The sequence below is a fragment of the Wolbachia endosymbiont of Muscidifurax uniraptor genome (assembly GCF_054149795.1).
Map to the genome: position 1 here is coordinate 132,883 of NZ_CP083727.1, position 15,613 is coordinate 148,495.

The window sequence follows — 15,613 nt, forward strand, 5'->3', positions numbered from 1 at the left end:
GCAAATTAATCCAAACACATAAGTGTAGTGTTACCACCAAATGCTGTAGTGTTAACACTTACAACTTTTTCTGTAGAAAAACGCTGTAAATAATGAGGACCACCAGCTTTTGGCCCAGTGCCAGATAGTCCTCTACCACCAAATGGTTGTATCCCAACTGCTGCACCTATCTGGTTACGGTTGATGTAGACATTTCCAACTGATATTTTTTTACTTATAGTGTCAATTTGACTTTGTATACGACTCTGCAAAGAAAACGTAAGCCCATATCCAGTACTATTTATATCACTTATAACTTCATTTAATTGTGACTTGTTAAAACGTATGATATGTAAAATAGGACCAAATACCTCTTGCTTTAATTGCGAAATTTTTTGTATCTCATAAATATATGGAGGAAAGAAATAACCATTATGAGAATTTGTATCCATGGGTACTTTAAATAACAGATTTGAATCTTCATCCTCTGACATTTTTTGCGTATGTTGAGTGAGCATATCGATAGATGCTTTATCAATTATTGGACCAATATCAGTACTAAGTTGTATTGGGTTACCAATCTTGAGTTCTTGCGCTGCACCGCATATCATTTTTATCTGCTTCTCTGCTATGTCCTCTTGAATAAACAGCACTCTAAGCGCAGAACAGCGTTGACCACTGCTACGAAACGCAGAAAGCAAAGCATCCATAGCCACTTGCTCTAAAAGAGCAGAGCTATCAACTATCATAGCATTGAGCCCTCCTGTTTCAGCAATAAGTGGCACAATAGGACCATCCCTATTTGCAAGCATTTTATTGATTATTTGAGCAGTTTGTGTTGAGCCAGTAAAAGCTACTCCGGCAATTCTATTGTCTGGAACTAATATTTTGCCTAAATATCCACCATCCCCAGGAATGAGGTGTAACACATTCTTTGGTACCCCAGCTTCATGTAGTATCTTAACAGCTTCGTAGGCAATAATCGGCGTTTGCTCTGCCGGTTTTGCCAGCACTGCATTACCTGCTGCAAGTGCAGCTGAGACCTGCCCAATGAAGATAGCGAGCGGAAAATTCCACGGTGATATGCATAAGAAAACTCCTCTGCCTTCAAAAAAGATGAAGTTATCTTCACCTGTTGGGCCCGGCAATTTTTTCCAGTCGCTCAGTTCATTTTTTGCTATCATTGCATAATAACGCAGAAAGTCGATTGCCTCTCTTACTTCTGCTATTGCATCGGATAAAATTTTTCCTGCTTCCACAATCAGAATGTAAATTAACTCTTTCATCCTTTCCTCAAGCAAATCTGCAGCTTTTTCAAGGCATTTAGCGCGCTCTTCTGCTGAAACATTCTGCCACTTAGCAAAAGCACTATGTGCTATTTCAAGAGCGTTTAAAGCTTGATCGCTTGTTGCACTTGACACTTCTCCAATTACATTTTCCAAATGTGCAGGATTCACTACTTCGATAAATTCAGCATTATCAAATAGTGCTTTTCCATCAATTATTGGTCCAACTTGCCACTTTTTTTCACTAAAACCCTTTATATCATCTGCAAATTGTGAGACTATCACAGAATCACTAATATCCATCCCCAAGGAATTTTTTCTTTCTGGTCCCAAAATATCTTGTGGTAATGGAATGCCTGGATGAGGTTCATAATTAAAATTTATAGCTTTTTCCAGTGGATCTGAAATTAACTCATCGATTTTAACGTTAGGATCACTTATTTGATTAACAAACGAACTATTAGCTCCATTTTCAAGAAGGCGTCTTATAAGATAAGGCAACAAGTCACTATGTTCCCCAACGGGTGCGTAGACACGACAGCTAACATTTGTTGCAAGCTCTGACATTGCATAATCATATAAGTCTTTTGCCATTCCATGTAAGCGTTGAAATTCAAATCCAGGGTGGTTTTTATCAGCAAGTTCCATGATAGAAGCAAAAGTATAGACGTTATGAGTTCCAAAGCATGGGTAAAAGCTGTTTGGTTTACTCAAAAGTTTCTGTGCGCACACGAGGTAAGATACGTCAGTATAGCTTTTTCTTGTAAATACTGAGTAATCATTTAATCCCAATTCTTGCGTACACTTGATTTCTGAATCCCAATATGCACCTTTTACAAGCCTCACCATAATTTTATGATTTGATCGAATAGCAACATCCTCTACAAAGTCAAGAACAGATAAAGCACGTTTTTGATATGCTTGTACAGCCAAGCCGAGCCCTTCCCACTCAGAAAGTGATTCATCAAGCCGTAATTGTTCAAACAAGATTAAGGAAATTTCAAGCCTTTCTGTTTCTTCTGCGTCTATGCATAGTGAAATGTTGTATTTTTTTGCCTCGCGGCAGAGCTCTAAAACCTTAGTGAATATCTCACCAGCAATTCGGCCAAGTTGACTAAATTCATAACGTGGGTGTAAAGCAGAAAGTTTGATTGAAATTCCATGGGATTTAAAACAATCATTTATTTCAGTGGATTCACCTATAGCTTTTATTGAGTGCATGTATGAATTAAAATACTCTTCTGCATCCTCAGTTGTGTGAGCAGCTTCGCCAAGCATATCAAAAGAGTATAAAAACTTACTATTGTCATCTAGTTTTGCGTACCTTAAAGCTTCTTCTATGGTTTCTCCAACAACAAAATGATTACCAAGCATAGACATTGCTTGTTTTACTGCTTTGCGAATGATCGGTTCTCCTAAATTCTTAAGTAACTTAGAAATTGCGTAATAGAACTTCGAATCGCCTTCATTATCTCTCAATATACTGCTACCTATCATCAAGCTCCATGTGGAAGCATTAACAAACAACGAAGAAGAGTGCCCTAAATATTTATTCCATTCCTGATTGGCAATTTTATCTTTGATTAGCTCGTCTATTGTATAATCATCTGGTATTCTAAGTAGTGACTCAGCAAGACACATAAGCGCTATTCCTTCATCATTGGAAAGCGAGTATTGCTGCATAAAGGAATCTACAATACTTAATTTATTGTGTTTGATTTTTTCAATAACTTGTTTTGCTATATTATAAATTCTATTTTTTGAATCAGCCGAAAGCTCTGCTTTTTCTACAAGATAACGTATATAACTCTTTTCATCAGTACGATAAAATCCTTGTAAACGTTTTCTGAGTTCATTAGGTTCTTGTATAGAGCTTATCATATATAATTATCTCCAAAAAATACTCCGACACCATATGTATGGTGAAATTATATCATAACTTTGCGCAGAGCAAATTGCTATTTACAAAGGGATCAGGGCTGGCTAAAAGAAGTCCATGCAATAACTTCACTAAATCAAAAAGATTGTGCAAGTATGTAGCTCAACACTCCACCACACATCAAGTATTTAGTCTCAGTTGCGGTTTGTACACAGCATTTGAGTTGAATTGATTGCCTTGAATTATCCTTTCTTTTGATGATACATTCTAGATTTCCACTCGGCACTATTTCACCTTTTATGCTTATTACCTCGCTACCATCAAATATCTTTCTGGTTATTCCATTTTGGAATATAAGTGGAAGAACACCCATACCAACTAAGTTGGACCTATGTATACGCTCAAAGCTTTCTGCAATTACAACTTTAATCCCCAACAATAAAGTACCCTTTGCTGCCCAATCCCTACTTGAACCTGTGCCATACTCCTTTCCTGCCACAATGATGAGAGCTTTCTTGTAGCGCATCGCCGCATCAAAAATTGGCATAGTTTCTTGAGAAGGAATATATTTTGTATATCCACCTTCGGTGCTAACCATTTCATTTTTTATTCTAATGTTAGCAAAAGTCCCACGCATCATTACATTGTGATTACCACGACGAGATCCATATGAATTGAAATCCTGTGGTTCAATTCCAAGCCCTTTTAAATACAGACCGGCAGGACTACTCGAGGCAATATTTCCCGCAGGGGAAATATGATCAGTAGTTATGCTATCGCCAAACATTGCTAATATTTGTGCACCCTTTATATCGATTTTATTATTTTTAGGTGATAAGTTATCAAAATAAGGCGGATTTTGTATGTAAGTGCTGTTTGCATCCCAATTATAGATTTCACTTTTTTCACACTTTATCTTTCGCCAATGTTCATCACCAGAAAAAACATCCTTATACTTTTGTATGAACATCTCACGTGTTACCACACTTTTAACACAATCTTCGATTTCATTGTTTGTTGGCCATATATCTTTGAGATAGACATCATTTCCATTCTTATCTTTGCATATTGAATCTTTTGTCAGATCAATTTGCACAGTACCAGCAAGTGCATATGCAACAACAAGTGGCGGAGATGCCAAGTAATTAGCTTTGACTAACGGATGAATTCTTCCTTCAAAGTTACGATTGCCAGATAAAACTGCAGCAACGGTTAAGTTTTTGTTTTTAATGCCATTTTCTATATCTTTATTAAGTGGACCAGAATTCCCAATGCAAGTTGTGCAACCATATCCAACTAGATTAAAACCCAAAGCATTTAGATCTACCTGCAATCCAGACTTTTCTAAATATTCTGTTACAACTTGTGACCCTGGAGCAAGAGAAGTTTTAACCCAAGGCTTTGATTTTAATCCAAGTTTAATTGCATTACGAGCTACAAGACCTGCAGCAATCATCACACTTGGATTTGAGGTATTAGTGCAGCTTGTTATTGCTGCAATAACTACACTTCCATCTTGGAGTTTATCGCTTTCCTTTGACTCATTAACTGAAAATGATTTAGAAAAAGACTCTGCCACTTGTGAAAGAAAAACCTTATCTTGTGGTCTTTTAGGACCAGCCATTACTGGCTTCACGCTCGATAAATCAAGTTCTAGTGCGTCAAAAAATGCTAACTCATTATTGCCACGCCACAATCCTTGCTCTTTCGCATAAGCCTCAACTAACTTAATCAGCTTTTCTGGTCGCCCTGTTAAATGTAAATAATCGAGTGTTTTCTGATCAATTGGAAAAAACCCACAAGTTGCACCATACTCTGGGGCCATGTTTGCTATAGTGGCTCTATCTGCCAAAGATAAATAATCTAAACCATCACCATAAAATTCTACAAACTTACCAACAACGCCTTTTGTTCTTAGGATATTGGTAACCGTCAGCACTAAATCAGTCGCAGTTACTCCTTCCGGCAATCTGCCAATTAATTTAAATCCAACTACTTCTGGAATCACCATACTAATTGGTTGACCAAGCATCACAGACTCAGCTTCTATGCCTCCAACACCCCAACCAAGAACTGATAATCCGTTAACCATTGTAGTATGGCTGTCAGTACCAACTAAAGTGTCAGGATATATGACTCCATCATTATTACACACAACTTGCGCTAAATATTCAAGATTCACTTGGTGGCAAATCCCTGTGCCAGGCGGCACTACTCTAAAATTTGTGAAGGACGATTCCCCCCACTTTAAAAATTGATATCTCTCCAAATTTCTTTTTACTTCTAGCTCAACATTCTTACTGAATGCGGAAACACTTCCATAACTATCTACTTGAACAGAATGGTCAATCACAAGATCAACCGGTACAGACGGATTTATGTTGCTCGGGTTTCCTCCATTTTTCTTAACATAGCTCCGCATTGAAGCTAGATCAACAACAGCAGGAACCCCTGTAAAATCTTGCATCAACACCCTTGCTGGTTTATAGCTAATTTCGTGATTAGTGTGTTTATTAACGCAGTCTGCTAGCACTCTTATGTCATCCAGCTTTACGTTTACTCCATCTTCATTGCGCAATAAATTTTCAAGCAGAACCTTAAGTGAGCAGGGCAATTTAGTCACATCTATTCCTAAAAATTCACTAACACTACTTAGGCTAAAATAGTTGTATGACTTCCCGTCAATGTTTAAAGTCGTTTTTGCGTTTAAAGAATTATTCATCAAGTTACATCATATTAGTTAAAATTGGAATTACTACCGTTACTTTTTTGTTGTTGACCTTGCTGCTCATACATAGTTTCAAAATCTATAGGATCTAGCATCAGTGGGGGAAATCCACCACTACTTGTAACTCTTGCAATTATTTCTCTTGCAAAAGGGAAAAGAAAAGTAGGTCCGCCAATAAACAAAGCTTGTCTTACCTCTTCCTCACTCAACTCTTTTAAATTTTCTATTGAAAAAATACCACAATATTTCGTCTCACAAATGAAAGCTACGCCATCTTTTATGCCTTCATCTTTTACCGTTGCTTTGACTTCTATATGCAAAGTAATTTCATGGAAAGATTTTTCTTCATTCACTTCTTCTTTGTTTTTCGTCCCTTCTAATTTTGCTGAATTGATATTAACCATTACATTAATATCTGGAGCTTTACTAGAAGAAAGGAATGGCGAATTCGGATTCTCAAATGACAGATCTTTAACATATTGACCGTGAATTCTCATTTTTTGTTGTGGCATTTCTTACGTCTCCTTTAATTAAGTTGAGATATTTAATACTTTCTTATATAATATATTCATTTACAAACGAATAGCAAACCTGATTATAAGTTGATATGAAAAACATATTTTCATTAATAATTAATAATGTTCGGATACTTTATATGCCAAGGAGTTGAGTTACTATGATAGAGCTTGTAATATATGCTTTATTAGCGGCGTTCATTTTTTCACGTTTGTATAATTCTTTAGGAAGGTCAGCCAACCTCAACCTAAAAAAGCTAACTAATGTATTGGATGTAAGCCGAAGTAGAGAAGATGTAGTAGAAAACATTGAGGGTTACATTGATAGCAATGATGAAAATTCAATAAAAGTTACTTATAAACAAATATTAAAAAAAAACAAAGATTTTTCTATTTCCCACTTTATAGAAGGTTCAAGCATAGCTTTTGAATTAATAATAAAATGTTTCAATCAAGGAAATTTGTCTCAGTTAAAACCACTTCTCGATAAAGACTTATATGATAATTTTGCAGAGAAGATTAAACATCGTAAAGAGGTGCACGAGTCTATAATTGTTTCTATTGTTTCACAAAAGATTTTAGAAATAAAGCTAGTAAAAAACGCAGTGTTTATTGCAGTATATTTCCTTTCAGAGCAAATTAACTTCGTTAAGAATAATAAAGGGGATATCATATCAGGTAGTACATCCACCATTAATAAAGTTGAGGATGTATGGCAATTCAAAAAAAATGTTAATTCATCAGACCCAAGCTGGTTGCTTGTTTCTATTCACTATAAAAAGACAAGTAACGATAAGACAAATGACAAGTAAGATGAGTTTTTTTTGAAATGGAAAGCAAGCTACGCGAAATAGTACTTGACACTGAAACGACAGGTCTTGACACTGGATCTGGTCATCGAATTATTGAAATAGGGTGTGTGGAATTAATTAACCGCATTCCAACAGGTAAAGTATTCCATCGGTACCTTAACCCAGAAAGAGATATACCTTATCACTCATTTAAGATTCACGGTATTAGTGAAGAATTTTTAGAAGATAAACCATTATTTTCAGATGTTGCACTTGAATTTCTTGACTTTATATCTAATGATATTTTGGTAATTCACAACGCTGAATTCGATGTTAAGTTCCTTAACATGGAGTTAAGCAAGCTGAATGCTGGGTTAATTTCCTCAGATAGAGTGCTAGATACATTACCTCTTGCGAGGAAAAAATTCGCAGGATCACCTGCTTCTTTGAATGCATTATGTAAGCGTTTTGATATATCGCTAGAGAATAGAGAATTGCACGGAGCACTAGTTGATGCTCAATTGCTTGCAAAGGTATATGTTGAACTTACAGGAGGGTTACAAACCTTTCTGTTTGATAATGAATGCAATCAGGACAGTAACTCTACATTCGTTCAGCATAAAGTGCGTAATCTAACTCCCAGAGAACATTCACCAAATAGTGAAGAAATTGATGAACATAAGAAACTGTTAGACAAAATTAACAATACACTTTGGAATAAATGTATTGAATAGATCAACCAATAAAGATACAATTTAATTTTACTGAGAGCATTCTAATGGTAAGGTTTGTAAGATTGTTATCTAATGTGCTAGCAGCATTAGCAGTTGTTTTTTTAGGTTATTGTTATTTCACTAAAAAAGGCATATTTGCCCCAGTAGCGATTCACAACGCAGAAGTTAAGATAGGCGGAGATTTTTCTTTAATTAATCAGGACGGACAGATCCTGCGCAGTAGTGATTTTAAAGATAAATACATGATGATTTTCTTTGGGTTTTCCTCATGCAAAAGAGCTTGCCCTATGAACCTTGGAATAATTTCAGAAACACTTGCAAAGTTAGATGAGAAAACTAACAACAAGCTACAAACATTTTTTATCACAGTTGATCCTGAGCACGATAGCACGGAAAGACTTAAAGAATTTCAGCAGCAATTTGACCACAGAATACAAATGTTAACTGGTGAAAGAGAAAAAATAGACGAAGTAGTTGCGAAATACAAAGTATATGCAAGCAAAGTTGGTGGAGAAGAAGAAATCAACCATTCTTCGATAATATATCTTATTGGCCCTGGAGGAAAATATGTTACACACTTTGCAGCCGATTTAAATTCAGACGAAAGTCAATCTGATAAGATTTTGGCTGAGATCAGAAAATACGTAAACTGAATTATAGATTCTTCTGTTAATTACGCAACTGCATGAGCGTTATAATTTAATCTCCACCTGGAAGACACATTGGAATGACACTATTTGCTGTCTTCAAAAATAAACATTCGTAAAATTGTGCTTTTAATATGGGTTATCAGTTTAAAAATGTTGCTAATCAGCATATATGAATGTAATATTAATTAACATTCATAAACGAAGCAATACCATGGAAAATAGTTATAATGCCGATGCAATAAAAATCTTAAGGGGTCTTGATGCTGTAAGGAAACGTCCAGGTATGTACATTGGTGACACTGACGATGGATCTGGCTTGCACCACATGGTATATGAGGTTGTTGACAACGCAATAGATGAGTCTTTAGCTGGATATTGTGATAAAATTGAAGTTAGTATAAATGCAGATGGTTCAGTATCTGTAACTGATAATGGTCGTGGCATTCCAACTGACATTCATGAAGAAGAAGGAATATCAGCAGCAGAGGTAATAATGATTCAACTCCATGCTGGTGGTAAATTTGACAGCAATACCTATAAGGTTTCTGGGGGATTACATGGTGTTGGAATCTCAGTTGTGAATGCATTATCAAGCTGGTTGGAATTAACTATTTGGCGCAATAAGAAAGAACACTTTATGCGTTTTGAAGATGGTGAGTCTATTGAACCTTTAAAGGTAGTCAACGAAAATACAAACAAAAGAGGAACTAAAGTCACGTTCATGCCATCAACAGAGACTTTTAATGGCATTAATTTCAGTTACTCAACGCTTGAAAGTCGTATAAGAGAATTAGCATTTTTAAATTCAAATATCGACATTACTTTACGTGATCTGCGCAATGAACCATATACAGAATCTCATTTCAATCAGAGCAATCAATCTAAAGACAATTTTGGTACAGCAAATTTTGTGCAGTATTTAGATAAGAATAAGACACATGTAACTAAAATTGCCAGTATGAAAGGAGATGCAGAAGATCTTGGCATCAGCTTGGAAATATCGATGGAATGGAATGATTCCTACTATGAGAATATGTTGTGTTTCACTAATAATATACGGCAACGAGATGGTGGTACGCATTTGGCAGGATTTAGATCTGCACTAACTAGATGTATCAATAACTATGCAACTAATGAAGGGTTTTTAAAGAAAGCAAAAGTAAATTTAACTGGAGAGGACGTTAGAGAAGGTTTAACTTGTGTTTTATCTCTCAAGATGCCTGACCCTAAGTTTTCTTCACAAACAAAAGATAAACTAGTTAGTTCTGAAGCACGTGCAGTTGTAGAAAGTATAGTTTCTGATAAATTGAGCACAATCCTTGAAACTGATCCCAAATTGGCGGCAAGCATAGTAGAAAGAGCAATTAGGTCAGCAAAAGGAAGAGAAGCCGCAAGAAAAGCACGAGAGCTAGTTAAAAGCAAAAACAATATTGATATTGCAACTCTGCCAGGAAAGCTTGCTGATTGCCAGGAAAAAGCCCCTGAGTTATCGGAATTATTTATAGTAGAGGGTAATTCAGCGGGTGGTACTGCAAAGCAGGGGCGTAATCGTAAAACACAAGCAGTGCTTGCCTTAAGAGGAAAAATTCTAAACGTAGAACGTGTAAGTTTAGATCGTATTTTTTCATCTGCAGAAATAGGCTCTTTAATTACTGCAATTGGTGCTGGAATAGGGAGTGAACACTTCGATATTGAAAAAGCTAGATATCATAAAATTATCATCATGACAGATGCAGATGTTGATGGTTCACATATAAGAACTTTGATTCTGACTTTCTTTTTTAGACACATGCGTGAAGTTATTGAAAAAGGCTACTTATACATAGCACAGCCACCCCTCTATAAAGTTACAAAGAATGCTAAAGACACTTATATTAAAGATGACGAAACTTTTGAAGAGTATATAATAAACTCAGCAGTTAAAAGATTAACACTAAGTAGTACAGCTACAGAATTTAACGATTTGCGCCTTATTTTGAATAAATGCGTTGGCATTTCTAATATTAGCAAAAATTATGATAGAGAAATACCACAAAATCTCTTAGAGTCATTGCTAATTTTAAGTAAAAAGAATGCTCTATCATCGGCTGATGAGATATTAAAGTATTTGAAGTTAATGTACAGCGAATACACTTGGGAAGTGGAAATAAAAGATGAAGAAAAAGAAATTCATATCTCTAAATTGTTTCAAGGATTGGCAGACAAATATATATTTGCACTTAGTATGCTTGAAGGCAAAGATATGCAAAACATATTAAGTTTGCTTGATGGTATAAGTAATTTATTTAATGGTGATTCATTTTTAAAGTCACAAGAAACTGAAATAAGAATCACTTCTCCAAGTACGCTTGCAAAAATAATAATGGACTATGGTAAAAAAGGTTTAACTCTGCAGAGATTTAAAGGTCTTGGTGAAATGAATGCTGATCAGCTATGGGATACTACGTTAAATCCTGAGGCTAGAACTTTACTAAAGGTTGAAATAAAAGATTGTGAAGAAGCTGATTCCATATTTTCAATACTAATGGGTGATATAGTTGAACCACGCCGTGATTTTATTAATAGCAATGCACTCAACGTGCATGATGTTGATATTTGAACTTTTAGCAAAATGTACGAACGTTACGGGTTTAAGCAAAGACTGTGTCATTCAAGTAGCTGACACTGGTTTCTTTATAACGGTGTCATTCCAGTGCTTGACACTGGAATGGCTTTGTTGCATAGCAACTGAAAAATCTGGTGGCTACTGACAAAATTCATTATAAATAGCGATTTAACTGTTGAAGAAAAAATATGTCACAAAAAATGAGGGTCAGTAACCATAGCGAATATAACAAATTTCTAGAAAAAAGAGGAAATATTTTTCATTATATCAACGAAGCCATAGAAAAGTGGTACGAGAATGGTCCAAAAATACCAGGTGGCAACAATATTTATAGCGATAAAGTTGTAATTTTGGTGCACATAATAACTTGTTTATTTAGAATAGGCCTGAGGCAAACAGTTGGGTTTATAGCAGGATACCTTGAGCAAATTGGGAAAAATTTGCAAGTTATCAGCTATTCACAATCATCAAGAAGGTTTAAGAAACTCAATATTAAGATCAATGATTGCAGAAAATAATATGGAAGATATCGAAATTGCTATAGACAGTACAGGAATTAGTATATACAACAACACTCCTGGTCATAGCAAAGAAAATAGCGAAGATAGAAAGTATCGCAGCTATGAACAGACAAGAAAATTGCATGTAATGTTGAATACAAACAGCAAAAAAGCCATAGCTGTAAAATACAGTAACGGTGTCTACTCTGATCACTATGGAGCTTGTGATTTGCTAAAAGAAGTCGATTTTCAGTATGTCATAAAAGTACTATATGCAGATAGGGCATATGACAGAGAAAAGCTCTATAAGCTGTGTAATCAATATGGTATAAAAACGAAAATTCCTCCGAAAAACAACGCAGCAGAGCATCCAAAGTTAGACTATATGGCTGAGAGAAATTCTGCAGTCAAGCTCATAAAGTCATATGATGAAGATGGTATAAAGAAGTGGAAAAAAGAGATGAGTTATGGAAAAAGATCTTATATAGAAGGTTTTTTCTCGCGATTAAAAAAGACATTTGGATTTAGTTTTAGGAACAAATCTGAAATGAATCGTGAGAGGGAACTGCTACTCAAATGTTATTTGCTTAACAAATTTACTGAAATAGGCATGGCTAAGTTTGAGATAGCTTCATGAATTTATTGTACGTTACCTACTATCCGAAGAGCGATGCAACAAAGCCCACTGGAATCCAGTTATTTGGATTTTGACTCTCATATAAAGACCAAGAGACTAGGCAGTATTTCTAAAGCTTATACAAAGCATAAAATGGGTTTACTGTTGCATAGTGCCTAGCAAAGACGGATTACCTTTAGGTCTATCTTCCCAACAATGTTGGGCGCGTTCTATTAGGGAAGAAGAAACGGCACAAGAAAAAGCAAACAGAAAATACCGTACCTCCATAGAAGAAAAAGAAAGTTATAAGTGGATAACAGCTCTCAAAGAAACTATAAACAACCTTCCTCCAAATGTACAACTTGTTACCCTTGGTGATAGGGAAGCAGACATCTTCAAATTTTTATGGGTGGCTGAGACGTTAGGTAGTTTTTATGTAATCCGCAATCGAGCTAATAGAAGATTTATCTGTACTGAAGTCGGAAAAACAGATTTGCAAACACGCATCACTCAACTGCCAGTAAAAAAGAAAATTTCTCTAGAAGTTACTAAAGGTGGAAACCAGAGATCAAGAAAAGCTAATATTGAAGTTAAGTATATGAAAGCCTATCAGATCTTCTTCCATTTATGGGTAAGGTCATAATTAACCGTGAAAGGTTACGTGTAATGTTTCTTCACATAATTATCAATAATTGCCTTAAATTCTTCAGAGACATTATCACCTTGTAAAGTTTTGAAATATTTGCCGTTTTTGTAGACTGCTGAAACAGGTTTTTCTCCATATCCAGGTAAGCTGATTCCCAAATTTGCGTGTTTGCTTTCTCCAGGACCATTTACTATGCATCCCATAACAGCAATGTTCATATGCTCTACACCTGGATTTTTTTTCTTCCACATCGGCATATGAGTTTTTATATAGCCATTCACTTCTTCAGTTAATATACGAAAACGATCGCTGCTCGTGCGCCCACAACCAGGACATGAATTAACCTGAGGGTTAAAGTATCGCAAGCCTATAGACTGCAATATTTCCTGACACACCACCACTTCATTAGTACGCGATTCACCAGGACGTTGAGTCAAAGAAGCCCGTATTGTATCTCCAATGCCATTTTGCAATAAATAAGTAAGCCCTGCTGCGGTATTTACCACACCTTTATTGCCCATACCAGCCTCAGTTAAACCCAAATGCAGCGCATAATTGGAAGATTTTGCAAGTGCCATATAAACTAAAATTAAATCTTGCACTTTGCTAACTTTACATGAAATGATTATTTTGTTTGAATTTAGACCAATTCCTTCAGCTTTTTTTGCACTATCAAGAGCAGACATTACAAGTGCTTTGCGCAGTATAACATCAGAAGGCCTTGAATTACTAAGCGAAGAGTTTTCATCCATCAATTTTTGCAAAAGGTATTTATCAAGACTACCCCAATTTACCCCAATTCTAACCGGAAGATCGTGCATTATTGCATACTCTATCACCCTTTCAAACTTCTCATCACGTTTGTCGCCAAAGCCTATATTGCCTGGATTGATTCTAATTTTACCCAGCATTTTGATGTTGTCTGGATAATCTTGAACTAATTTATCTAGCTCATATTGACCGCAGCCTACCAATATTTTACCGTCAAAACCTTCTTTATTTATCTCTTCTACTATATAAGGTATTGCTCTTGCTACCTCCTCTGAGTTCAAGGCAATTCGCACCAATTCTGAACCTGTACGCGCTAGTTCTGTTATCTCTTTTGCATAATGTTTTGCGCTACTTTTTATATTATCAGAATCTATATGCACACCAAGCGCCATAGATTGTACAACTACAGGATTATTTCCGCCTATCTTTACTTTTCCAACTTCTACAACATGAGTTTTGTGCCTGGAAATTGGCGATAATTCACATGCATCGTCATTCAATATCAGGTCTGTATCTAGCATATTATTAATTGTGATACTATTTTACTGTCTCAGCTACGCTGCCAAACGAACTTGAACCATTCAAACTATAAGCATCTACGTTATCCAAATTAGCAATAGAATCATGTGAGCACGTTCTTCTTGAAGGAGTTTCTTTTATAGTGATATTTATAGGAGAAACTTTCTTTTCTCGTGTTGAAGTAACTTTCTTCCCTTCTTGTTGTTCACTTTCATGCTGCTTACTTTCATACTGAGAAACTGGCTCTTGATCTATAAATACAGCACCCTTTAAACGTGCGATATTAATACCATGCTGATTTATCATAGCGCTCTCTTCATCGTCGACTATGCACGCTTCCATGTCATTTGGCTCATTATCAAGACTAGCAATTTTTTTCTCTTTTAATTTTTTTATTAGATCTTCTTTATTTATAGCTCGATCTTGTGACTTTTTTTTCTTGAGCAATTCCCTACGCTTCTCATACAGTTTATATGACTCAGCAAAATCCTCATCTGTATGAAAGTTTGCACCACCAGGGTTACCAGGAGGTATGTATCTCTTACTGAGCTTAGATTTAGCTCCAGCACTATGCACAGTAAAAAAGCTAGAAACCAAAAACATTAATATAAACAAAACTTTAGAAAAAATCCTAAGCATATGGTGCTATAGTAAATATCGTGTTTTAAAAGATAGCAATTAACAAACTTTAAGTAAACCAGAATCTTTACTAACTTTACAATACAAATATTTTTCTAAAAAGTGATATGTTTACTATCAAAAAATCTACATAGGCTAAGGGAAGAGGAAGGTGTTACAAGTTGCGTAACACCTTTTCAAGAAAAGTGTTATGCAGCTATATGTTTGTCAACTTTTAAGTCATTCCGTAGTTTTTTAGTACCATCGGTAGCATCTACATTATTAAGTTTTGCGTCTGGTGTATCTTTAGACAAGTTCTTTTCTTTCTCCCTTTCACACTTAACTCCCTGATAGATACAGAATGCAACAAAACTAGTTATCGCTATTACGGCAACAGCAGTGGCTATGGTACAAATTAGTAGTGTTTTTTCTTGATCTGCTACTGCCTCTGCAAGTGTTTCCACTTTTTCTTGCAGGCCGTTTAAGTGCTCTTGCATAGCTTGAAACTGCTCAGTACCAATCTTGTCTTCTAATGCACTAAAAACTTTTTCAAACTGCTCAGCATCTATCTTTTGAGCTTCTTGCCATTCTTTTAATGCACTAAATACCTCTTCAAACTGTTTAGCATCTATCTTTTGAGCTTCTTGCCATTCTTTTAATGCACCAAAAACTTTTTCAAACTGCTCAGCATCGATTTTTTGACTTTCGTGCAATTCTGTTACACCTAACCAATTGCACAAAATTTCTTTTATCATTTTAACCCCCTAGTTAATTAA

Annotated in this window: 13 protein-coding genes and 1 pseudogene; 8 read left to right on the forward strand and 6 right to left on the reverse strand. The window is 35.6% G+C overall.

The genetic code is table 11. From position 1 onward, the window contains the following. Positions 1-5: 5 nt before the first annotated feature. The 3 genes from putA to secB form a co-directional block, all read right to left on the reverse strand. Entirely contained in the window at positions 6-3,146 is a 3,141-nt protein-coding gene (gene putA, locus LA754_RS00695) for a bifunctional proline dehydrogenase/L-glutamate gamma-semialdehyde dehydrogenase PutA (protein ID WP_006279759.1), read from the reverse strand. Between the two features lie 134 nt (positions 3,147-3,280). After that, positions 3,281-5,866, reverse strand: a complete 2,586-nt coding sequence (gene acnA / locus LA754_RS00700) for an aconitate hydratase AcnA (protein WP_006279760.1) — start codon at positions 5,864-5,866, stop codon at positions 3,281-3,283. A 14-nt stretch (positions 5,867-5,880) separates the two neighbouring features. After that, complete coding sequence (secB, locus tag LA754_RS00705) at positions 5,881-6,384, reverse strand: protein-export chaperone SecB (RefSeq protein ID WP_006279761.1); 504 nt, start codon at positions 6,382-6,384, stop codon at positions 5,881-5,883. Between the two features lie 164 nt (positions 6,385-6,548). On the opposite strand from secB, the gene LA754_RS00710 reads away from it, so the two are divergent. The 8 genes and pseudogenes from LA754_RS00710 (at position 6,549) to LA754_RS00745 (ending at position 12,926) form a co-directional block, all read left to right on the forward strand. After that, positions 6,549-7,199, forward strand: a complete 651-nt coding sequence (locus tag LA754_RS00710; protein ID WP_006279762.1) for a Tim44/TimA family putative adaptor protein — start codon at positions 6,549-6,551, stop codon at positions 7,197-7,199. A gap of 17 nt (positions 7,200-7,216) precedes the next feature. Next, the gene (gene dnaQ / locus LA754_RS00715; RefSeq protein ID WP_006279763.1) at positions 7,217-7,912 is read left to right on the forward strand and encodes a DNA polymerase III subunit epsilon; all 696 of its coding nucleotides are present in this window, start codon (positions 7,217-7,219) and stop codon (positions 7,910-7,912) included. 44 nt (positions 7,913-7,956) lie between these two features. Continuing rightward, complete coding sequence (locus tag LA754_RS00720; RefSeq protein ID WP_006279764.1) at positions 7,957-8,565, forward strand: SCO family protein; 609 nt, start codon at positions 7,957-7,959, stop codon at positions 8,563-8,565. A 208-nt stretch (positions 8,566-8,773) separates the two neighbouring features. After that, positions 8,774-11,161: a DNA topoisomerase (ATP-hydrolyzing) subunit B gene (gyrB, locus tag LA754_RS00725; RefSeq protein WP_077190095.1), complete on the forward strand. Its 2,388-nt coding sequence runs from the start codon at positions 8,774-8,776 to the stop codon at positions 11,159-11,161. After that, complete coding sequence (locus LA754_RS00730) at positions 11,148-11,312, forward strand: hypothetical protein (protein WP_353285757.1); 165 nt, start codon at positions 11,148-11,150, stop codon at positions 11,310-11,312. Before gyrB ends, LA754_RS00730 begins: the two co-directional genes overlap by 14 nt. A 43-nt stretch (positions 11,313-11,355) precedes the next feature. After that, a pseudogene (locus LA754_RS00735) lies at positions 11,356-12,304 on the forward strand (IS5 family transposase). Positions 12,305-12,337: 33 nt separating this feature from the next. After that, entirely contained in the window at positions 12,338-12,463 is a 126-nt protein-coding gene (locus LA754_RS00740; RefSeq protein WP_338482731.1) for a hypothetical protein, read from the forward strand. After that, a complete protein-coding gene (locus LA754_RS00745) occupies positions 12,456-12,926 on the forward strand; it encodes a hypothetical protein (protein WP_077188515.1) in 471 nt (156 codons plus the stop codon). The genes LA754_RS00740 and LA754_RS00745 overlap by 8 nt, the downstream gene beginning before the upstream one ends. A gap of 14 nt (positions 12,927-12,940) precedes the next feature. On the opposite strand, the gene ispG is transcribed toward LA754_RS00745, so the two are convergent. From ispG to LA754_RS00760, 3 genes are all read right to left on the reverse strand, one after another. Beyond that, complete coding sequence (gene ispG / locus LA754_RS00750) at positions 12,941-14,221, reverse strand: flavodoxin-dependent (E)-4-hydroxy-3-methylbut-2-enyl-diphosphate synthase (RefSeq protein WP_077188516.1); 1,281 nt, start codon at positions 14,219-14,221, stop codon at positions 12,941-12,943. 16 nt (positions 14,222-14,237) lie between these two features. Then, on the reverse strand, positions 14,238-14,858 hold the full coding sequence (locus LA754_RS00755) for a TRP75-related protein (RefSeq protein ID WP_006279518.1): 621 nt from the start codon (positions 14,856-14,858) through the stop codon (positions 14,238-14,240). 188 nt (positions 14,859-15,046) lie between these two features. Further along, complete coding sequence (locus tag LA754_RS00760; protein WP_006279517.1) at positions 15,047-15,592, reverse strand: hypothetical protein; 546 nt, start codon at positions 15,590-15,592, stop codon at positions 15,047-15,049. Positions 15,593-15,613 lie beyond the last annotated feature (21 nt).